A 22,318-nucleotide genomic window follows, 5' to 3' on the forward strand; every position below is an offset into this window, starting at 1 on the left:
TCCCATGTAAAAGTTTGCGATGATCTGCCTTTCTTTAGACTCAGGCCCTCTTGACGGTAAGCCCGGCTGCGCCGAGGGATTCCACGACATCCGGTGCCAGGCTGGAATCGCTGATCACCGTGTCCACACTGGAAAAATCCGCCACCTGCGTAAAAGCCTGCACGCCGAACTTGCTGGAATCCGCCAGCAGAATTTTTTGATCCGCCATTCCCATCATCTGCTGCTTGAGCCGGGCCTGCAGTTCGCCGGATTCGCTGATGCCGCGTTCGAGGTGTACCCCTTTGCAGGAGAAAAACAGCTTGTCGACATGGAAGGACTCCAGCGATTTTTCGGCGAGCGGCCCGACAAAAGACAGCGAACGGGGGGACAGCCGGCCGCCGACGGAGATGACCTCCACCTTCTCCTTCGTGCTCAGTTCCGTGACAACCTTGATGGAGTTGGTCAGGACCGTCATCGGGAGATCCGGCATGATTTTCGCCATATACCAGGCGGAGGTGCTGGCGTCCAGCAAAATCCGGTCATGCGGCCGGACCAGCTTGACCGCTTCCTCGGCGATGCGTTTCTTCTCCTCCGACCGGGTTACTTCTCTCTCGAAGTAAGGGACCTCGAGCTGGGCTTCTTTTACGCTAACCGCTCCGCCGTGGGATCTTTTGAGCCGTCCCGCCTGCTCCAGCCGATCCAGGTCCCTTCGGATCGTTTCCTCCGTGACGGAGCAAAGCTCGCTTAACTCGGTGACCCGGATACTTCCCCTTTCATTCACAAGCTGAACGATTTTTTCGTAACGCTCTGCAACCAGCATCTGACATCCTCTTTTCGATCCGGATTTGATGAAACCACGTACGTTGTTCCAATCATGAAATAAATTATACCGTATGCGGCCGTAACCCATCAAAGCCTTAACGGGTAAACGCCGCCGGAACCCCTCCGTCGATCGTCAGCATGCAGCCTGTCGTTTTGCCCGCTTTGGAAGAGGCGAAGAAGGCGATTCCTTCCGCGATATCCCGCGGATAAATGTTGACCTGCAAGGTCGTCCGCTTGCGGTAATATTCCTCGAGCTGGTCCGGCTCGATGCCGTAGGCGGCCGCCCGCTCCTCGCGCCAGCCGGAGTTCCAAATCGCCGACCCTTGCAGGATCGCATCGGGCAGCACGGTGTTAACCCGGATGCCGTACTCCCCGCCTTCCGCCGCGATGCAGCGGGCCAGATGGGCTTCCAGCGCTTTAGCCGAGCTGTAAGCGGAGGCGTTCTTGCCGGCGTAGACCGAATTTTTCGAGCCGACGAACACCATACTCCCTCCCAGGGCCTGCTGCTTCATCGTTTTGAAAGCCTCCCGCGCCACGAGAAAATACCCGGTGCCGAGCACGTTCATGTTGAGGTTCCATTCCTTCAGCGACGTTTCCTCAAACGGGCTTGAAGTCGCCAATCCGGCGTTGTTGACTAAAATATCCACGCCTCCGTAATTCAGCGAAGTCTCGAGAAAAGCGGCCCGAACCTCCTCTTCGCGGGTCACATCCATGCGGAGGGCCAGCGCGCGCATCTCCCCGTATTTGGCGTTGATGTCGTCCGCGACCTTTCGCGCCCCTTCCAGGTTCAAATCCGCCAGGACGACATGCGCTCCTTCGGATACCAAACGGCGGGCGGTTTCACTGCCGATTCCGCCGGCACCGCCGGTGATAAAGGCGACTTGCCGGGAAAATTCCGCTTCCGGCGGAGCCAGGGAAAGCTTGTAGAGTTCCAGTGGCCAGTATTCCACGTTGTACGACTCGTTCTCGCTCAGGGAAACGAACCGGCCCAATGCCGTGGCCCCCCGCATCACCGCGACCGCCCGACGGTACAGCGCCCCGCTCACTTTGGAATTCGCCCAGCTCTTTCCGGTGTTGATCATGCCGAGGCCGGGAATCAGGATCACTCGCGGCGCCGGCTCGAACATGACATCGCCGGGAGCCTTGTTCCGCTCGAAGTAGGCTTTGTATTGTTCCTTGTAACGGCCGACCCCTTCCTTGATTTTGCTTAGGAGGCCGCTTGCATCCTCCGCATTCGGGGTCCAGTCGATGAACAACGGCCTCACCTTGGTATGAACGAGGTGGTCCGGGCAGGCGGCCCCGACTTGCGACAACGCTAAGGCATCCCGGCCGCCGACGAATTGGAGAACATCCTCTTCGTCATCGAAGGTTAGGATCATGGTGCGGTCGTCGCTGACGAATCCCCGTAAAGCCGGCAGCACTTGAGCGGCTAGGCTGCGACGGTCGTCCGCCGCCAGGGGGACGTATTTTTCGCCTCCGAACAGCGTCTTCGGATCGATCCGCGCCTCGATATAGGCTTCGGCTTCATTGATGATCTTGATCGTTTGCGCATAGCAGGTTTCGGAGGTATCCCCCCAGGTCACCAAACCGTGCTTCTCCATCAGAACCAGCTCCGCCTTCGGATTGGCCCGTACGCCTTCGGCGATCATTTTCGACAGCTTGAACCCCGGGCGAATATAAGGTACCCATACGAAGCGGTCGCCGTAAATCTCTTGGGCGATCTCTCGGCCGTTGTCCGCGCAGCAGATACTGATAATCGCGTCGGGATGGGTATGGTCAACATGCGGAAAAGGCAAAAAGGCGTGCAGCAGCGTCTCGATGGAAGCCCGCGGGTGCTTGCTGTCGATCATGCACTGGGCCAGGTAGGCCACCATCTCCTCGTCGGACATTTCGCTTCTCTCGAAGAGCGGAGCGATATCCTCCAGTCTTAGGCCCGTAAAATGGCCGGGACCCATCGTTGCGAGGTCGGAGCCGCTGCCTTTGACGTACATGACCTCTACTTCCCGCCCCCGAAAGTCGATGATCCGGGTTTTCGTGGAGGTATTGCCGCCGCCCCAGTTACAGACCCGCCGGTCCGTCCCGATCAGGTTGGAGCGGTATACGAGTTCGGCCAATCCGTTTTTTTCGGTTGGAGCTTGAGAGGATTGCCAGAGATTTTGTACCATGACTTACGTTGCGCCTCCTTTTTATTTTTGTTTGTTTATGATTATATCGTTATTGTTTATTTTTGAATATACATAATTTCAAATAAAAACAAAGTAAATCTTCTTCTCCGGTAAATTCGCGCCTATGCGAATGAGGAGCCTAGCCACCGAAATAGCGGCGTGTAAGGTACTTAATCACTTGCCCTATATGTATGAACCGTCCAGTACCAAAAGGTGGCCCTTTATATTCAAGTTATATAGATTGAACTAGGAGATACGTTGCTAACATCCGCAAAATTTAATATAAAGCCCCACCGTCGGAGTCTACATCAATAACGGGAAAATCTCCCGTTAATGTACCGCTCTTGGCTTTTCGACCGAATTTAGCTGGAAAAGCTCCATCTATTTCGCGGCCCGATTGCCGATATGCACAACTTCAGGCGAATTAACGGGAGGTTTTCCAGCTAATTCGCCTCTGCAGCCGCATATTCACCAAATTAACGGGAGGAATTCCCTTTAATTCGAACCAAACAATTAGTTGCAGATCAAAAGTGCGAAAAGAACCTTCCGAACTCGATTTCAACACCAGCGCAGGTCCTCTCTTTCTTTCGGGCCGTGGGGCCGGATGGACTGATATCATGCTAAGCCAATGGAAGTTGACTCCTTCCCATGATCGGGCTCAATTTACCCGGCTTTTCAAACGATTTACCGGGCTGCTCCCAAAGGGTTCCGCGATTTAAGCAGGCAACACGTTCATTTGCTTTGCTTTACGGCGCGAATATTTCACCTATCCACTCCAAAAAGCTCTAAATTCGCGGGGTTTGACGAATCGCTTAGACCATGGTAGTATTTCAAAATAACACTAGTATTAATTCCAATCATCTTTATTTTTCCGGTTTTATTAGTGGTATTCATAAATACTCCTTATGTTTTTAAAAAGAAAAGAAAGCGAGTGATTCACTTGATCCAAAATCAGCTTCTAACTAAACTCGATCCACGAAGATGGGGGTCGCTGGCCATCGTCCTTTCGGCGACATTTATGGTTATCCTGGATTCTTTTATCGTCAATGTGGCGGCGCCTTCGATTCAGCAGGATCTGGAGGCCACTTCGATTCAGCTGCAATTTATATTGGCGGGATACGTGCTGTCCTACGCGGTCTTTTTGATTTCGGGAGGACGGTTCGGGGATTTATTCGGACAGAAAAAGATGTTTATCGCCGGTATGGGCGGCTTTGTTGCGGCTTCGGCCCTGTGCGGATTCGCTCCCACGGCGGAAATGCTCGTTCTGGCCCGCATCCTGCAAGGGCTGGCGGCCGCGATCATGGTGCCTCAAGTGCTGTCCACGATCCAGGCCAGTTTCCCGGCCGAAGAACGGCCGAAGGCGCTCGGCTGGTACGGTGCGATCAGCGGGATTGCCGTAGTTGCCGGTCAAATCGCCGGCGGACTTCTTCTTCACGCCGACTTGTTCGGCCTCGGTTGGCGAACGGTATTTCTGATCAATCTGCCGATCGGTCTGATCGCGATGGCTCTGTCCCTGCCCTTTGTCCGGGAATCGATGGTGGAAGGAAGCAAAAAACTGGACCTCGCAGGACTCCTGCTATCCGCCGCAGGTCTTACAGCGATGACTTTTCCGCTCGTCATGGGGCGTGAAGCAGGTTGGCCCCTGTGGGTGTTCTTTTGCCTTGCCGCTTCTCTCCTGTTTCTGTTCGGCTTCGTTCGGTATGAGGGGCGGCTGATGAAACGGAACGGGTTTCCGCTGATGCCCGCCACGCTTTTTGCGGAAAAATCGTTCCGGTTCGGCGTTTTGTCCATCCTGGCGTACCAAGGCGGAAATGCCGCTCTGTTTTTGACCCTTTCCTTGTTTCTGCAAGAAGGCCTATCGTTCTCACCGATGACATCGGCGCTTTCTTTCCTATCCATCGGCGTCGGATTTTTTCTCGGATCGATGCTCGCGCCGCGCGGTGTTAAGAGATGGGGGTTCCGGCTGCTTCCCGCCGGTGCGGCGGTGATGGCACTCAGCTGCGGATATTTGTTCTATACGATCCATCATTTTGGGGAAAGCCTGCAATGGACGCATTTCATTCCCTCGCTCTTTCTGGCGGGAATCGGCCAGGGAATCGTCGGCGCGCCCTTGTTTACCGCCATTCTGTCGCGGGTTGGTCCGAACCAGATCGGCGCCGCCTCCGGCATTCTCAGCACGATGATGCAAACGGCCAATGTATTGGGCGTCGCGGTCATCGGTACGCTCTACTTCGCCGTGCTCGAGTCGAGCGGCGGGGCTTATCTTGCAGCCATGTACGCGGCTTTGGCCTGTATCCTAGGGGCGGCGCTGCTAACCTTCATCCAGCTCTTGCTGCTGTCCAAAGCGAAAGAGCCCGCCCCCACCCCCTCCAACTAAGACGGAATCGTGTTGAAATAACGAGAGGCCGCCCAGGAACAACCGGTAATGTAATGGTTGCTCTAGGCGGCCCTTTCTTGTTCATTATGTTAACGAAAGCCAAGCCCGCTCGTTTTTCCAGGTCACTTGAACCGGGGTTTCAAATAGAGCCGTTAACCGCTCGCTCGTAAGAACCTCCGTCGTTCTTCCGCTGGCAAACACGGTTCCCTTCCGAAGCAGCAAGGAATGGGTAAACTCCGGCAAAATTTCCTCCACATGATGTGTGACATATAGAAGCGTGGGCGCATCTTTTTCCTTCATCAAGTTAGCGATGCTCTGCAGCAGGGATTCCCGGGACAGGAGGTCCAGTCCGTTGCACGCTTCGTCCAGGATCAGCAGCTCAGGGGAAGCCATCAGCGCGCGGGCGATCAACAGCTTCTGCTTTTCCCCTTGAGAGCAGGTCTGATATTGGCGGTCGACCAGGTGTCCGCAGCCCAGCGTCTCCATAAGGTGAACGGCTTTTTGAACGTGCTCGTCCGTAGGTTTCTCGAACAAGCCGATGGAAGCGTGAAGCCCGCTGATTACCAAATGCTGCGTCTGCTCATTGGGATGAATCCGTTCTTGAAAAGACGAGCTGACCCAGCCGATCCGCCGCCGCATTTCCCGCAGATCCACTGTTCCATAACGTTCGCCCAACACGGAAATCTGCCCCTCCGTCGGCCAAATATACCCCGTAATCATATTCAATAACGTAGTCTTCCCCGAACCGTTAAGTCCTAGGATGGCCCAGTGTTCGCCTTTGGAGATCGTCCAGTTGACATCCTTCAGTATGACTTTCTCTTCGCGTTTCCAATAGACATCTTTCACTTCAACAATATTTGACATCACCTGTTTCTCCTCCTCATCGTCTGGGTTACAACAATCATATCATCTGCTGTTTACTGGCAGTTGAATGAATTACAACTCCGCCATGGTGCCCTCCAAAATTTTCAGGGTCCAGGATACGGCAACATCCGGATTCATGCCGCGAATCGCCTCATATAATTGCTCATGGCAATGGGATTGCGGATCGTGCGAGCTGTACTCTTGGTTTAGTTTACTCATAGCATCGCTTAATACGTGCGAAAACGTACGGAACATATCGATGATGACGCCGTTCTTGCTGGCGATTGCGATAGACAAATGAAACTCGATATCCGACTTCACGTAAAGGTCGCGATCGTTTTGCTGCAGGGCTAAACTGCGTGTGTCCAGGTGTTCGCGCATGTTCCGCAAATCTCCTTCATCACGGCGAAGGGCGGCCAGCCTGGAAATTTCAACTTCCAGCATCTTCCTCGCCTCGAACACTTCCATAAGTTCCGCCCGATGCAGACGATGAACCAGCGGTTCCTGAATAACGGGAGCGCTCTTCAAATATGTGCCGTATCCTTGTTTCTTCTCCAGCAAACCGGCGTGCACCAACACCCGGATCGCCTCCCGGATCGTGGAACGGCCGACGCCAAACAGTTCCATTAGTTCAGGCTCTATAGGCAATTTATCTCCCGGACGAATTTCGCCGCTGGATATTTTTTGCTGCAACTGATTGACCACCTCGTCCACCAGCTTAGGGTGGTTCAAGGCTTTAAACGACAGCTTCCCATTCATCTGATCATCTCCTGTTTTCAGAAGTTTAGCATATCCCGACTTCGCCGACAAGAACTAACCATCGCTTTGCCGCCTTTTCACCCTACGCCAAGGGCCGTTCCAAGCGAATGACTTTGCTCAGGAACGGCCCCTTTTTGCCTTTTATTTATTTTATCAAGAAGATGCCGGCGCTTCCTGTCGCCCCGGTTTACCCGTCCGAATGGACAGGAAGAAGCAAAGCAACAGAACCACAAACGCGAGCGTATACGGATAATTGATATCCAGATCGAACAAAAATCCGGCAACGATCGGGCCGACAATATTGCCCAAACTGGTGAAGGCCGAGTTGAGGCCGGCGACATAGCCCTGCTGATCTTCGGCCACCATGGACATTTGCGTACTGATGGCCGGACGCAGGATGTCGATCGCGAGAAAGATAATAAAGGTCACCGCAAAGATCAACCAGAATTTGTGTACAAACAGCGTCAGAAGAATAAACACGCCTGCAAAAAGCAGACAAACCGAGATGACCCGCTTCTCCCCAAAACGCTTGAGGATCCAGCTAAAGCCGGTAGCTTGAATCACCGCGCCCGATATGGAGCCGAAAGTAATGATAAAAGCGATATCCTGCGGCCCAAATCCGAACTTGTGGTCGACGAACAATCCAAAGACAGTTTCAAAGTTGGCCAGGCCGAATGACATGACGAAAACGATGATCAAGCTGAAAAAATAAGGCTCCCGATACGCATACCGCAGTTGTGTCAAAAGGCCTCTCGGCTGCTTAGCCACAGCCGGTGATTTCGAGCTTTCCTGCTTAACCGGCTTGGATTCGGGAAGGATCAACAAGTTGATTAAAGCCGCAAGCACGCCGGCAATCGCCGCAAAATAAAACGGAACCCGCAGCCCCAACTCGGCGACATACCCGCCAAGGCCCGGTCCGATAATAAATCCCGTCGTGATGGACGCGTTGATAAATCCCATCCCCGCGGCCCGCTCCTCATTGGTCGTGATATCCGCCGCATAAGCCATAACGGCCGGCATAATCATGGCCGCGCTGATGCCGCCGAGCATTCTGGACGCAAACAGCAGTACCGTGGAGTTCGTGAAGCCAAACAACGCTTCCGAGAAAGCAAACAGAAGCATCCCGAAGACGATCAGTCTTTTCCGTCCGAACAAATCGGCCAAGCGGCCGGCCACCGGCGAAAACAAGAACTGGGTGAGCGAGAAAGCCGCCACCAACAGACCGACGATGCCCCCGGTAATGCCTAAACTTTCGATGAACTTCGGCATAATCGGAATGACAAGTCCGATTCCCGTAAAGACAAGAAACAGATTGAGCATGAGGATCAGTATAGCTCCCCGATTTTTAAGTAATAGTGCCATTTCTCTAACTCTCCTTCAACAAACCTAAATACTGAATTTTCATTCTATATCTTTGTAAAAAAATTAGCCTGACGGCTAAACAATCCCATGCAAAAATACATCCATCGCCAAACGGTAGGTCGCCAGCGCTCGCTCGCGTCCCATTCTCAGCGTATGCTGGTTCAAACCGAGCACCAAGCTGTCCAGGATAATGGCCAGTCCGGTTACATCCCTATTTTTAAACTCACCTTTATCGATACCCTGTTGCAGCAACTGCTCATTAAAGGCGATATATCCCTTGACCATTTCGTTCATGCGTTCCTCAATGTCCGAAGCCTTCTCCGCATTGTTGTAGAATTCATCAATCGCCTTGGTCAATGGATGGTTGATTTGGTCGTTCGCCAAATGTTCAGCCATACCATACAATTTATCGACCGTGGTGGAATAGAGCGGTTCCTTCGTCAGCCAATTCTCTTCCCATTCCCTGTTCCAATCTTCGATAAGATAGAAGAACAGCCCTTCCTTGCTTTTGAAATGATAATAAATGTTGCCGGCGCTGCATCCGGTGGCTTTCACAATATCTTCGATCGATGTAGCCTTATAGCCTTTGTGAACAAATAAATCCTTGGCCGCATCGGCGATTCTCTTCTTGGTCTGCTCGGTCTGCTGTTTCTTTTTGTTCACCCGCTCACCCCTTTCTAAAGCAGTTCATTAGGACCCCGGGCATCAAGAGTCGCTCAGAAAAAAAATAATACTGAACGTTTCTTCAGTATTATACGGGATAGAAAAAGATTTCGCAATTTTTCTTAAACGTGCCATCAAGTAGCCAGGCCCGTCCCGGGCCGGCCTCCTTACTTCCGCAAGCCAGTGTCCCTTTAGACAATCTTGATAACATAGAATTCCTGCAGATTTGTAATTTTAGGCCAACAAACCTTATCCCATTCGGCGGAGCCCGTTTCCCTTTTGAAAGCCTGCAGATTTGCATCTTTTTCGAATTGGAGAATGCCGAAAAGATCTAGGCACCCTAAACGCCGTGGGACTAAATACAGCGTGTTCCCATTTTCCCCTACTGCGATGCCTGACGAGGCACTAGTCCAATTTGGGATAGCCGAAAAACGTCATCTCTCCCTTATCATTCTTGATAAAACGGTAAGGTTCGATCTGATCGCTATATCTGCGCGCAAATAACCCGTCGCCTACCGGATAAATCTCGATATGCAGATTGCCGGAGAATCGCGTAAAGTATAATTTTCCGTTAATCCGTTCAACCCGGATCTTATCTTTCAAATAGGTTCCGCAGTACTCATGAAGCTTATTTTCCTCGACAACAACCTCTTCGCGTTTAACCGGAGCCTCAACATCCATATGATTCAGGATTTTCGAAATGGCATCGCCCAGTCTATACTGATTGATGGCCTCGTTATTCGACAGAATGAGGATGCAGATATCTTCACCGAAATCATACTGCACATAAGTGCTTATCCCCAGGTGATCACCTCCATGTCCATATTGGTTTGTGCCGCGAAGTTGGCGATATTCCAGCCCATAACAATAGTTGTTTTTATTCCTGTTGAAAAAGCGGGCGTATGTTTCTCGCGACAAGATCTTCCGGTCGCGCAAACAGGCATACCATTTGTACAAATCATCGCATGTGGAAACGACGGCGCCTGCACCTATGCTGAATTTCTCGTTATAATATGGGCTTTTAATCGTCGCATCAAAATCTTTTACATAATTGCTTGATTTGTTTCGGATCGGTTTGCAACCGTCATCCACATCGCTGTCCGTCATCCCCAAAGGTAAAAATAATTGGTTGCGAATAAAATCCGCATAGGTCTCTCCGCTGACATATTCAATAATCCAAGCGAGCAAATTATAGTTCGCGTTATTGTAATCATATACCGTGCCGGGTGGTTTGACAGGCTTATCGAAATATAACCGAAAGAAATCGGTTTGCGAGTAATTCATTCGGTTGTATCCGGCAAAAAAGTCACTTTCAAAATTATAAAAGTTATATAAACCGGATGTATGCGAAAGTAAGTGGTGGATCGTGATCGAATCGTCAATATTCAATTCGGGTGGGAGATATAATTGTGCGGATGCGTCGATGTCGACCAGGTGCCGCTCATGCAGAAGCAGGATCGCAAATGCCGTAAACTGTTTCGACACGGAAGCTAACGAGAAGCGGGAATTCATCTCGTTCCTAATTCCAAATTCGAGACTGGCGTAACCGTATGCGTTTTCAAAAAGCACTTCTCCCTTTCGTTTGACTTGAATGACACCGTAAAAGTCCCATAATTCCAGGTATTGATTGATATAGGTTTCCAGTTTCAACCTCATTTCTTGCATCAAGCTCACTCCTTTAAGCCCTTTTTCTAGTTATCTCAATCATATCAATTGAACTAACTCAATTAAAAATTAATTAGCACACTACATTAGTCCAAACAGACCATTCGACAAATTCCAATTTTATGATAATCTGGTTTTTGGTTTAGAAAATATATAGAGAATGGAGTAGAGAACAAGTGAAAAAAATGGCAACCATCCTGTTTTTCTCCGTTTGTTTGTTGATGAGCTCAACCCCGTACACGGCCAGCACGGTCAACGCGGACAGCGGGCATACCAAAGCATTATGGGTATGGGACTTTTATGAAGCGGCCGCGGATTCAAACAAGATTACCCAGTTATTGAGTTTTCTAAAAGATCACGAAATCAACTTATTGTTTATCGGCACCCGAAGGACGTTGCCGGATCAACCCGCTACTTATGAAGAGCTGATCCGAAGAGCGCATGACAACGGGATTCGCGTTTTTGCGCTCGTCGGAAGAGCCAACTGGTCGCTCGAAACCCATCATCGCGAAGCCTTGGAGGAGCTTCGTCAAGTCCTTCTCTTTAATACGTCCCACCCTTCCAGTAAATTTGACGGGATCCAATATGACATCGAACCCCATACCCTTCCCGAATACAAAACCAAAAGAGGCTCCGTAAGTTATCAATTTATTCAGATTCTTAAGAAAATAGCGAACGAAATTGCCCTAAACGACAATACTCTGGAGTTTAACGCGGCGATTCCGTGGTGGTACGCCACAGGGGAAAACCCGGTCATTGTAGAGACGGGCGGAGAAAAAAAGCCGTTGAGTTATTTTGTCATAGATATCGTGGACACCGTATCCATCATGGCGTACCGCAATACGGCCGATCGGCAAATTCGCGCCACCCAAGCGGAAATCGATTACGCAGCGAGACTGGGCAAGAAGGTTTACATCGGCGCGGAGACCAATGCTCCCAACGACGGCACCATCCCGAGCGAAATTACGTACTATCACGGAGGACGGGATTATATGAATCAGCAGTTAAGGACGGTATCCTCTTTTTTTGCGGACCATTTCGGGTTTGGCGGAATTGCGATTCATGACTATCCCGCTTATAAAGAAATGATACAAATGAATAGATAAATTCGCTTCCGGGGTCGCCCTAAAGTAAATGGACGACCCTCTCACCAAAAATAAATAGGCGAATATAATAATTCATCCCAACAATGAAGGAGAGTTTTTATGTATCGCCCAACCAGTCAGTGCCCTTGGGGAATGCCCTATACCGTTCAGCCGGGGGATACCTTGTTAGCTTTAGTCGATAAATTTAATGTGTACTGGGAGGACATCTTATACTATAATCCGTCCATTCAGGATCCGAATATTCTATATGTGGGGCAACAGCTATGCATCCCTACCGGGACCTGTCCTCCAGGTTCCTTTACGTATACTATTAAGGCCGGGGATACCCTTTACCGAATCGCTCAGTTTTTTCAGGTGCCCTTACCCCACCTGATTCAGGCCAACCCCTTTCTAAATCCGAATAGGTTAATGATCGGCCAAGTCATCTGTATTCCATCGTATGAACTATCGCCGGCACGATACAACGGATATCCCTTTCCCAACCGCAGCCAGTGCGGTCTCCATTCTTGGAACTATACCATACAAAAAGGAGATACCTACTACGAATTGTCGCATTGGGTCAAAATCACCCCGGACAAACTGATGTCCGCAAATCCCGGCATCGCGCCTCAAGCTCTTGTTCCCGGACAAAACTTGTGCATCCCATTGCCCTATTGGAACGCCGCTCTACCACAATCCAAAGGAATCGATACCGGGTATGGCCTTGTTGAAACGGCCTATTACTTGAGCAGCAGTCAAGGTTATTACTTCTATGTATTACCTGAATATACTCCTCTAATCTCCATTAAACCCCGGGAAGATCATCTTGTTTCCTATGATGAACAATCCCATGTATCGATAAACCGGCTATTCTACGAAACACTGAACGTCCACGAAATGCGAGAGTTTCTGAGGAAAGAATTAAGCTCGCTGGGACCTGTTAACGAAATTCAAGAGAACGACCGCGATCCTTTTTTCAAAAAAGCAGCGATTTTCCTCTCAGCAGATGTGGAAGAGCGGGTCGAACAACGGATTGTGCTCTTTATCGGTGAAATGGTGCTTTATTTCAAGATTAGTCTGGCTCAACGTGAAGCTTATGACGAGCTCGCCCGGGTTTACGGTATGTTAAGAACGATTATAACCATTCCCGACCCTTCATTTCACGAATGAAACAATTGCAGGCAAAATTAAGGCCTTTATCCCGTTGGACAAAGGCCTTCTGACTGCATTTTATTATTGCACTACCTCCTTGACGGGACGCAGATCCGCTCCATTCGCCCGCCGGATCATTTCCTTTAGCGGGACCGGCATCCCCAGCTTCTGCAATTTGTTATAAATCCAATTTACGTGGTAATCATAAACGATGGCTATACTGCTCCGAATCTCTACATCCGTACGTTCCGCCTCCGCTTTAGCTGCGGTTTGGATCTGACCGGCACGAGCGCAATCCGAGTTGCAGGCCGCAACTTCCGTGCTTGCCGCGAGCTCCAAGCGATGCTCATCCATGAGCCGCCGCAAAATAATCAAATGCTCGTAAATATGCCGGTAGGATTCAACTTCCTCGCCGATTTGTTCCATCGTTTCACTGACGTCTTTTTTCAGGTGAAACTCGTCCTTACACAGCCGGTAATATTTCTCCAGGTTGCCAAGTTCAGAACGAAGGCTCTTTAAATCGGCTTCTTCCCCGCGCTCGGCGATCTGCTCAAATACGTCGGCCATCCGCCTGGCCAGCGCTTTACGCTTTTTGTGCAGGCTGATTTCATGTTTGGGCGGAAAGACGGCATAATTGACGACCACGGCGACAACGATCCCGATCAGCGTATCCGTAATTCGGTTAATCCCATAGAATAGCGGGCTCTCGCCCGGCTGAAGATTCAGCATGATCGCGAGAAATACGATGCAGCCGATGGAAACCGATTTGTTCCATTTCAGCAGGTTGCAAATATAGATCACAATCATGACACCGAGGGCGCAGTACACCGCGTTTCCCGGCTCGACAAACGCGAAGCCGGCGCCCACAATCGCCCCGACTATCGTGCCCATCGTCCGGTATTTGCCCGCCGTAAATGAATTGGTCACCGAATTTTCCATCGAAATGATCGTGGCGATCGCCGCGTAGAACGGATATTCCAGCTTCAACATCGCCGATATTAAGACACAAATGCAGATGGCCAGTCCTGTCTTCATATTGCGTAAACCAATGCCCCATTTCACATGATCCACCCCATAATTCAAACTCAGACCCGTATTATATCGAATGTCGTCTCAGCCCTTCAACTACAAATCGCCGCCGAACGGCTGTTCAGCGGCGATGATCGGGAAGTTTCACGAAAACTCCATATTATTGCGCATGGATATGTTTGGTGAACTTAATTCGAGAGCCCGCCTTGTTGCCGTAAAGCTATAAAAAACCTGAAGCCAAAGCAAGGATTTCCCATTGCCCGGTTCAGGTTGGATTTAAGTGAATAACTCTCTAATATTTGAAATCCAGCGTTTTACTTCCAAGCGCTCTTCGCTTCTGAGGCAGGCGATACCGTAGATCACTTCTTCAGTATGGCTTAAAGGAACGAAGACGATTTCATGATCCTCTCCAATTACGAAGTCCGGCAGAACCGAAATGCCAAGATCACTCTTTATCATGGTATGTACGGTATTGATGGTATCTCCGTAGGTATAAACGGAATCCGGACAATTCTCAATGATTTGCCTGTGCAGCCTTTTTAGGGTTGGGGGGGATTGGTGATCATCAAACAAAACAAGCGATTGATGATTTAATTGTTCGACGGACAACTCTCTTTCCTTCGCAAAAGGATGATGGGGGGGCAGTATACAACCATAAGACCCTCGATGTACGGGGTAAAAACAAAAATCAGTATCCTTTCCCAAATTATCTTCTGTAGTAAAGACGATATCAAACTTTTGGTTCAAAAGGTCTTCTTTCTCTCTTGTCAAATTAGACTTTTTCAACTGGATTTGGATCTGCGGATATTGTTCCTTAAATCGCTTAATAAGGTCCGGCAAGAAATTCTTTTCAAAAACCGTCTCCGTGTATCCGATGATCAAGGTACTTTCATATTTCTCCGAAAGCCGCTGTGCTTTCTTAATGGATTGGTCCAATCGGAATAGAAGTCCTTCTAAATCTTCGTAGAAGCTATGGCCGGCTATCGTCAAATTTACGGTTCTTTTGTTGCGAACAAATAAAGTGATTCCCAGTTCATTTTCTAAGCTTTTAATATTATGGCTTACAGCGGGCTGGGTCAAATTTAATTTCTCCGCCGTTGTCGAAAAATTCAGTGTTTCAGCAAGAGAAACAAAACACTTGAGTTGCTGTATATTCACTCGAAACACCCTTTTTAATATATAAATCCTTTTTATAACTCATAACATAGGGTAATTTCACTCAAGTGTCAACCTGTGCTACTCTTTAGTTGTGAAAATAATCACTAGAGAGAAGGAATAAACATGCGTTATATTGTAACAGGCGTAGATGGTCAACTAGCAAGCCGTGTGGCGGAAACGGTGCTCGCAGAAGTGGATGGTCGCAATTTAACCTTCACCTGCATGAAGAAAGACAGAATTCCCAAAGATACGGTTCAACGTTGGGAAAATGCGGGCGTCAAAATCTTTGAAATCAATTATGATGACATTCCATCCATGGAACGGGCTTTCAAAGATGGGGATCGTATCTATATTGTCTCCGGCCTTGAAGTAGGCAGAAGAGTCCAACAACACAAAAATGCGATTGACACGGCAATCAAAGCAGGAGTCTCTCACATCACGTATAGTTCATTTATCGGTGCGACAGATCCTAATTACGCTCACGTTTTTGTAACTCCGGACCATACGGCGACTGAAAACTACTTAAAGTCGACAGGCATTGCCTACAATGCAATGAGAAATAACTTATATTTAGAAAACTATCTGACCATGTATACGATGTTGGCGCTGATGTCCGACAATAAATGGTTGAGCACAGCCGGTGAAGAGCGGGCTACTCTCGTCCACAAAGACGATTGCGCACGGGCCGCAGCCGCAGCGCTGCTCGGAAAGGGCGAGAACAACAAGGCTTACAACATCGTCGGATCAGAGTCCGTTTCCGTAAGGGATCTGTGCAACCTCATCAAGGAAGTTTCCGGCAAAGACCTGGAGTATGTCCCTGTGAATGCGGAGCAATATTACGAGCACCTGGAAAAACTGCACATTCCCAGAGAAATTACCGGAGATTTCTCCCGCTCGCCTGTTCCTTTCTGCGGCGATGATCTCGTGACAACCGATGCCAGCATTAAAGAAGGGCTATTAAACGTTCAATCCGATGCCATTGAAGCTTTGACTGGACAAAAGCCAAAAACAGCAAGAGATATTATCGGAAAATATAAATATATTTGGGAGAACAATATCCAAAACTGGCGGGATATGAAATAGAAACTCGGTCAAATAGAAAAGAACAACAAGCGGCCTCTTCGCAAACCCTGCGAACTGAGACCGCTTTTTGAATTGGCGTTCCTATTCATCTCCAAGTAACGTAAACGAGGACAGGCTTGCGCCTCCCGAGCCTCTATATGTAAAATATAACGCTTGTATGCCGTCCGGTATGGCGAGATCGGCAGAATACTCCGTCCAGATATTCGTAAAATTAACCGGTATATTTCCGAGAGCCGGGCCGTCCCAAGCTGTTTTCACCTCAAAGACACCGTGGCAATAGCCGCGCACCTTGATTTTAATCTTCCGGATTCCATGGCAGTCAAAATACTTGAAACCGGCCGTAGCGGAATCCGTCATATTGGCGATGTACCCGATTTCTTCATCCCCGTCTTTTCCATCCTGGGATATTTTCGGGAATCGGCTATCCAGCCATGCCCCCGAGCCGAAACCGCCGGTATACAGCGCCTCGTCTTTGCAAAACAGATTACATGCCAGGTAAGCGGGATATTCCCCGCGCCCCGCAAGCGGTCCGCCATTCGGACCGCAGGAGGTCATCTCCACCTGAGGGATCGTTCCGTCCTCCCGGAAAGCGATCGGCTCGAGACAGCCTTGCCGACAGAAAGCTGTGCCGTTGGTATGTCTATGGTAAAAAACAAACCAATTCCCGTTGATTTGAACGATGCTGCCATGATTATTGCCGCCGTAATTCATCGGTTTGTCCGCCGGCTTGTAGGAATCCATATGAAGGTCGTTGTTGCTTACGACAACCCCTTGGTAGACAAATCCTTTTGTCGGAAATTGGCTGGTGGCATAACACAATTCATGCATGGCGATCGAGGAATAGACAAGATAATAGGTATCGCCCTTCTTCCTTATGGAAGGAGCCTCAAAAAACTCATGTCCTTCAAACCCGCTGCCCTTGCTGTAAGGTTCGCTCGGCGCGACAAAGACAGGTTCTTCCACGATCGTCAGCATATCGGGACCAAGCACCGTGGCCATGGCCCCGTGTCTGGATTTGTCTCCAATTGCACAGAAACCGGTATACAGATAGGTCTTCTCTCCTTCCGTCAACACGCCCGGATCAAACTGGGGCTCGTCGCCTTCTCTTTCTCCCAGGCGTGTTCCGTCCGCATACCTGACGTAACCGTAAAATTCATATTTGCCGGCCGGTGTATCGCAAACGGCTACCGAAACAATAGAAACCTTATCCAGAACGTAGTAGAGATAATACCGACCATCCGGGCCGACGGTAACGTCAGGCGCATAAAGGCACATTCTGCCGTCCGGATTAAGCGGGTCATCCGTTTTCTTGTAAATCACACCTTCATATCGCCAGTCGCCCAAATCGTCCACGGGTGCCGACCAGCACACATAATCGTTAATACAAAACACATCTCCGTTGAAACGATCGTGCGAGCCGTACACATAAACCCTGCCGTTAAAAACATAGGGTTCTCCGTCAGGTACATATTCCCATGACGGCAGGTAGGGATTTAATCCTTGCTTTTTCATTTCATGACGTCCTCCTCATCAACTGAAGCACTCTCTTCTCATTTTGTAACTTTGAATAACCGCTGGGAGAAATGATACAAATCGTTTTTCCACACGGACCAATCGTGGCCTCCGCTTTCCTCAAACCATATGTGAGGTACACCATGATCCGCCAAATAAGCATGCGTCCGTTCGCTGAGATGCTTGAGATCATCCTGATCTCCACAGGAAAGCCACAGCAGTCGGAGAAGAGCCGCAGCTTCCCGCGGATCGGGAAATAGCTGATCGGGAGCTTTGGTATTAGGCGCCGGGGAAAAGGCTCCGATCCAGGCAAACCGGTCGAGATGGTTCGAGCCGATGTTCAGGGACTGCCCGCCGCCCATGGACAAGCCTGCGATCGCGCGGCTCTCCCGGTCTGTCGATACCGAGTATTTCGACTCGATCCACGGAATCAGATCCTGGAGCAGGTCGGATTCGAATCTTTCGAACGCCCGGATCTTCTCCGGGTCGAAAATATCTCCAACGGGACGGTCGTCCGGCATGGCTCGGCCGTTAGGAAACACGACGATCATGGGCTCCAGCATGTCGTCGGCGTAAAGGTTATCCAGGATGATCTGGGGCTGCCCATGGTTGAACCATTCGTTTTCATCCCCTCCAATACCGTGCAAAAGGTACAATACGTTATAAGTTTGGTTTCGGGAATATCCTGGGGGCATATATATCCTCGTTTTACGGGGATTCCCTACGGTTTCGGAGAAATACTCCACCATCTCCACGTTTCCACGGGCAATATTTTCCCTGTACTGATCGTAGCCTTCTGGAGCTGTTGTTCTCATTCCGTCCTCTCCTTTCGTATTTTCCTCCAAAATGAATTCATTACGGTGAATAGCCGAATCCCAGGATCGTAAACCGCTTATTCTTTTGTCCTTCCGCCATTTCAATCTCCACCGTGTGTTTGGCAGACTCCCGTTCATCGTACGCCTTTCTCGTAATGGAAATAATCGAAGTCGGCAATGCCGCCGATTTCCCCGGTCGCATAGTAATACAACCCGATGCGATAACCCATAAAATGATCCAGGGTATACCGCATGTTCAGCGGGCCGCCGATCCTCTTCCATTCCGACCCGTCGACGGAGTAATAAAAGGTTGCCAAGTCCACGCTGTTCTCAAAATTAAAATGAATCTTCAAATACACCTCGTTGCCGTAAATTCGCACGGTTTCCAGTTCCTTTTCTTTGCCGTCCCCCCCGTTCACGCTCATGGTTATGAACTTGTCGCCACTCTGCCCCACCTTGACGCCGATGGTGCCAAAACGGCTTTGCAGGGCAACAAGTCCCGCATGATCGCCGGGCTTCATGCCGGCCGTGTCCAACAAGGTGACCCCCTTGCATGATGGACCTTCCGTGCGCTGGGTTAACGTGTTACGGGCTTGAAGGACGCCTGTTGCCAGGCTGCCCGTCGTAAGTCTCAAGAAACCGGGGCGTTCCGTCACCGACCACAGCAGGTTATTCGGGTTATGGTTCCACTGCCAATTCAGAACCAGCTTATCCTTCTCGTATTCAAATTCATCGCTGATCACGAGCGGCATCGTAGGCACGGAAGGCAATTCGACCTCAAGTCGTTCCGGCACCTTGCCTCCTTCCATGCCGAACACAGGCCAATCCTCTTTCCAAGCTACCGGGACCAGGTACGGGATTCTGCCGACAGCATCATGATCTTGGAACAACATCGCGTACCACTTGCCATCCGGCGTATCGAATATGCCTCCTTGAGCGATTCCTTTGTTATGGTAACCGAGATCGTCGTCCAACACGATCCTCCGTTCATAGGGTCCAAGCAGTTCCCGGGAGCGGTAACAGATTTGCCTGCGCTGGCCGTTACCGATCCCAGGCTTTGGCCATTCAATGAACAGCAAATAATAATAACCGTTGATCCGATAGGCATGGCAACCTTCGCAACGCAATCCGATACCCTCCCGCTCCGTTTCGAACAGAAGTTGATGGATTCCGTCAGGCTTGAGTGCCATTGCATCGGCGGTCAGCTCGGTGATGTGAATGTCCCCGTTGCCGTATATAACGAACACCCGGTCATTATCGAAGAGCAGGCCTGGATCATGCCGCAGTCCGTCGATGACCGAGCGCCGCCAAGGCCCCTGAACCACATCGGCCGTGCTGTACACATAAAAACGATCCGTATCATTGCTTGAAAAGCAAACATAGAATTTGCCCCGATGATGCCGCAGGCTGGCAGCCCAGGAGCCTCGCGCGTATATGTTTTTACCGTTTTCCAGTCGATGCGCGTCGTTGTCTTCGAACGTCTCGTATACGTAACCGACGATCTCCCAGTGCAGCAAATCTTCGGATCTCATAATGGGACAGCCCGGCATCGAATGCATGCTGGTGCTGACCAAGTAATAGGCGTTCTCGACCCGGATGGGATCCACGTCCGGCACGTCCGCCCATATAATCGGGTTGATGATCAACGTCTTGTTCATACGATGAGATCCCCAAGCCCAAGCAGCTCGCTGACGGTCAAAAACCGATAACCGTCAGCAGCCAGCTCATCGACCAATACCCGGACGGCTTCAATCGTTTGAGCCCGTTCGCCATACCCGTCATGAAATATAAATATACTGCCTTCCCTGCATGCTGCCCTCGTCTGCTCCAGTATAAAATCGACACCGGGCTGCTCCCAATCTTTGGCTTGGCCGTTAACACATCCGATCGAGCGGTACCCGAGCTTCGCGGCAAGCGAAAGAAGTTCATCATTCACGGCAAAATACGGGGGCCTGAAATTCGACGGAGACTGCCCCGTTACCCGGCGAATGATCTCGTCCGCCCGCTTTATTTCCTCACGCGCTTCCTCAAGCGTAATCTTTGTCAAATCAGGATGCGAGTAAGAATGATTGGCAAGTTCATGCCCGGCGGCATGAACTTCCTTTGCAATGTCTTCGAACGCTTCGATCTCCTGGCCGATCATGAAAAAGGTCGCTTTGCCGTTGGCCTTGCGGAAAATGTCCAGCAGTTGTTTCGTGTACAACGGATCCGGTCCATCGTCAAACGTAAAGGCGACGGCCTTTTTCTGGGTGGAGACTTGATGGACCAATGATAATTCGCCCACGATACCATTCCTCCGATTCATAGGATATTCCATGGGTCATTCCCTCCCTTAGGAAAATGACAGCATGACGACAGACATCGGCGGCAGCATTGCCGTCAAGCCGTCCACACTTACGTTCGCAATCCCGTCAAACGCCCGCGGCTTCACCGTCTCCGGCTGCTCGAACGTATTGTGCGCGGTCATGTCGGCATGCGTCAGCACTCGGCCGGAGACATTCGCGATTCCCGCCAGTCCGCGCAACTAAAGCGATACCGCGGCCTCGCGATGCGGATCGACATTGCATAGGCTGATGTCGATCGTACCGTCAGGCCGCTTCGAAGCCGATGCGCTAACTTGTGGAATCGACTCGCCTTCCAATTCGTACTCGCCTCTCACCAGATGAAGCGCCAATGCCTCCGCATCCTGGTGTACCTTGAACATCTCAAACACATGATATGTCGGCGTCAGCACCATCCTGGCGCCTTCCGTCAGAATCATCGCCTGCAGGACGTTAACCGTCTGCGCGATATTCGCCATGTGCACGCGGTCGCAATGACGATGAAATACATGGAAATGCAGTCCGGCGACAAGCGCATCTCGGAGCGAGTTTTGCTGATACAGGAAGCCCGGATTCGTGCCCGGCTCCACCTGGAACCAGGTACCCCACTCGTCGACGATCAGGCCGACGCGTTTTTTCGGATCGTACTGGTCCATGATCGCCGAATGGCGCGTAATCAACTCGTCCATATGAAGTGTCAGTTGCAGGGTCTCGAACCATTCCGCTTCGTCGAAGCCCAGCGCCGGACGCTTGACCTCGAATCCGCCGGGCACCGTGTAGTTGTGCAGGCTAAGACCGTCCATGTATGCGCCGGCTTCGCGCATCAGCGTCTCCGTCCAGTGATAATCGTCCACATTGGCCCCGCCGGCGATTTTGTAAATCCGGTTTTCGCCGTAATTGCGGACATACGTCTGGAACCGGCGGTATTCGTCGGCGTAATACTCCGCCCGCATGTTCCCGCCGCAACCCCAGTTCTCGTTGCCAACGCCGAAATACTTCAGCTTCCATGGCTTCTCCCGTCCGTTCGCCTGCCGCCAGTTGGCCATCGGCGATTCCCCGTCAAAGGTCATGTACTCGACCCATTCCTGCATCTCCTGTACGGTACCGCTGCCAACGTTGCCGCAAATGTACGGCTCCGCGCTCAGCAGCTCGCACAGATCGAAAAATTCATGCGTGCCGAAGTGGTTGTTCTCCACGACGCCGCCCCAGTGGGTATTCACCATGCGCTTGCGCTGCTCCCGCGGACCGACGCCGTCCTTCCAGTGGTACTCATCGGCAAAACAGCCGCCCGGCCAGCGTAGCACCGGGATGTTCAGGCCCCGCAAAGCCTCCAATACGTCGTTTCGTATGCCGCGGGTGTTCGGAATCGGCGAATCCTCGCCCACCCAGATGCCTTCGTAAATGCAGCGGCCGAGATGCTCGGCGAAGTGCCCGTAAATATGGCGGCTGATCGTTCCGACCGGTTGATCGACATTGACCGTGATCCTTGCTTTCATCGCATGTTCTC

General features: G+C 50.7%; 17 protein-coding genes and 1 pseudogene. 4 read left to right on the plus strand and 14 right to left on the minus strand.

What is annotated here, in order from left to right; translation table 11 throughout:
- Positions 1–40: 40 nt before the first annotated feature.
- Positions 41–799, minus strand: coding sequence for a DeoR/GlpR family DNA-binding transcription regulator (locus V4U84_RS02385; protein WP_334073168.1), 759 nt, complete (start codon positions 797–799; stop codon positions 41–43).
- 97 nt (positions 800–896) lie between these two features.
- On the minus strand, positions 897–2,966 hold the full coding sequence (locus V4U84_RS02390) for a bifunctional aldolase/short-chain dehydrogenase (RefSeq protein ID WP_334073169.1): 2,070 nt from the start codon (positions 2,964–2,966) through the stop codon (positions 897–899).
- Positions 2,967–3,897: 931 nt separating this feature from the next.
- On the opposite strand from V4U84_RS02390, the gene V4U84_RS02395 reads away from it, so the two are divergent.
- Positions 3,898–5,343: an MFS transporter gene (locus V4U84_RS02395; protein WP_334076697.1), complete on the plus strand. Its 1,446-nt coding sequence runs from the start codon at positions 3,898–3,900 to the stop codon at positions 5,341–5,343.
- Positions 5,344–5,427: 84 nt separating this feature from the next.
- Here the strand turns inward: V4U84_RS02395 and V4U84_RS02400 are convergent, their stop codons facing one another.
- The 5 genes from V4U84_RS02400 to V4U84_RS02420 all read right to left on the minus strand — a co-directional run bounded on the left by V4U84_RS02400 (position 5,428) and on the right by V4U84_RS02420 (position 10,656).
- On the minus strand, positions 5,428–6,207 hold the full coding sequence (locus V4U84_RS02400; RefSeq protein ID WP_334073171.1) for an ABC transporter ATP-binding protein: 780 nt from the start codon (positions 6,205–6,207) through the stop codon (positions 5,428–5,430).
- Between the two features lie 72 nt (positions 6,208–6,279).
- Complete coding sequence (locus V4U84_RS02405; protein WP_334073172.1) at positions 6,280–6,966, minus strand: FadR/GntR family transcriptional regulator; 687 nt, start codon at positions 6,964–6,966, stop codon at positions 6,280–6,282.
- 153 nt (positions 6,967–7,119) lie between these two features.
- Positions 7,120–8,328 carry an MFS transporter gene (locus tag V4U84_RS02410; protein ID WP_334076698.1) on the minus strand — a complete coding sequence of 403 codons (1,209 nt, stop codon included), beginning with the start codon at positions 8,326–8,328 and terminating at the stop codon, positions 7,120–7,122.
- Positions 8,329–8,403: 75 nt separating this feature from the next.
- Complete coding sequence (locus V4U84_RS02415; protein WP_334073174.1) at positions 8,404–8,991, minus strand: TetR/AcrR family transcriptional regulator; 588 nt, start codon at positions 8,989–8,991, stop codon at positions 8,404–8,406.
- Between the two features lie 405 nt (positions 8,992–9,396).
- On the minus strand, positions 9,397–10,656 hold the full coding sequence (locus V4U84_RS02420) for a serine hydrolase domain-containing protein (RefSeq protein WP_334076699.1): 1,260 nt from the start codon (positions 10,654–10,656) through the stop codon (positions 9,397–9,399).
- Positions 10,657–10,832: 176 nt separating this feature from the next.
- On the opposite strand from V4U84_RS02420, the gene V4U84_RS02425 reads away from it, so the two are divergent.
- Both V4U84_RS02425 and V4U84_RS02430 read left to right on the plus strand, forming a co-directional pair.
- Positions 10,833–11,762, plus strand: a complete 930-nt coding sequence (locus V4U84_RS02425) for a TraB/GumN family protein (RefSeq protein ID WP_334076700.1) — start codon at positions 10,833–10,835, stop codon at positions 11,760–11,762.
- 99 nt (positions 11,763–11,861) lie between these two features.
- A complete protein-coding gene (locus tag V4U84_RS02430) occupies positions 11,862–12,911 on the plus strand; it encodes a LysM peptidoglycan-binding domain-containing protein (RefSeq protein ID WP_334076701.1) in 1,050 nt (349 codons plus the stop codon).
- A 63-nt stretch (positions 12,912–12,974) separates the two neighbouring features.
- Here the strand turns inward: V4U84_RS02430 and V4U84_RS02435 are convergent, their stop codons facing one another.
- Together V4U84_RS02435 and V4U84_RS02440 are read right to left on the minus strand one after the other, a co-directional pair.
- The gene (locus V4U84_RS02435) at positions 12,975–13,955 is read right to left on the minus strand and encodes an FUSC family protein (protein WP_334076702.1); all 981 of its coding nucleotides are present in this window, start codon (positions 13,953–13,955) and stop codon (positions 12,975–12,977) included.
- 243 nt (positions 13,956–14,198) lie between these two features.
- Positions 14,199–15,080 carry a LysR family transcriptional regulator gene (locus V4U84_RS02440; RefSeq protein ID WP_334076703.1) on the minus strand — a complete coding sequence of 294 codons (882 nt, stop codon included), beginning with the start codon at positions 15,078–15,080 and terminating at the stop codon, positions 14,199–14,201.
- 123 nt (positions 15,081–15,203) lie between these two features.
- On the opposite strand from V4U84_RS02440, the gene V4U84_RS02445 reads away from it, so the two are divergent.
- Positions 15,204–16,163: an NmrA family NAD(P)-binding protein gene (locus V4U84_RS02445; RefSeq protein ID WP_334076704.1), complete on the plus strand. Its 960-nt coding sequence runs from the start codon at positions 15,204–15,206 to the stop codon at positions 16,161–16,163.
- A gap of 81 nt (positions 16,164–16,244) precedes the next feature.
- Here the strand turns inward: V4U84_RS02445 and V4U84_RS02450 are convergent, their stop codons facing one another.
- The 5 genes and pseudogenes from V4U84_RS02450 to V4U84_RS02470 all read right to left on the minus strand — a co-directional run bounded on the left by V4U84_RS02450 (position 16,245) and on the right by V4U84_RS02470 (position 22,307).
- On the minus strand, positions 16,245–17,675 hold the full coding sequence (locus V4U84_RS02450) for a family 43 glycosylhydrolase (protein WP_334073180.1): 1,431 nt from the start codon (positions 17,673–17,675) through the stop codon (positions 16,245–16,247).
- 38 nt (positions 17,676–17,713) lie between these two features.
- A complete protein-coding gene (locus V4U84_RS02455) occupies positions 17,714–18,490 on the minus strand; it encodes an alpha/beta hydrolase (protein WP_334073181.1) in 777 nt (258 codons plus the stop codon).
- 134 nt (positions 18,491–18,624) lie between these two features.
- Complete coding sequence (locus V4U84_RS02460) at positions 18,625–20,148, minus strand: glycoside hydrolase family 43 protein (protein WP_334076705.1); 1,524 nt, start codon at positions 20,146–20,148, stop codon at positions 18,625–18,627.
- Positions 20,145–20,774 carry a polysaccharide deacetylase family protein gene (locus V4U84_RS02465; protein ID WP_334073183.1) on the minus strand — a complete coding sequence of 210 codons (630 nt, stop codon included), beginning with the start codon at positions 20,772–20,774 and terminating at the stop codon, positions 20,145–20,147. The genes V4U84_RS02460 and V4U84_RS02465 overlap by 4 nt, the downstream gene beginning before the upstream one ends.
- Positions 20,775–20,822: 48 nt before the next feature.
- Positions 20,823–22,307: pseudogene (locus V4U84_RS02470) on the minus strand (alpha-N-arabinofuranosidase).
- Between the last annotated feature and the right edge of the window lie 11 nt (positions 22,308–22,318).

The organism is Paenibacillus sanfengchensis (genome assembly GCF_036864765.1).
Taxonomy (GTDB): domain Bacteria; phylum Bacillota; class Bacilli; order Paenibacillales; family Paenibacillaceae; genus Fontibacillus; species Fontibacillus sanfengchensis.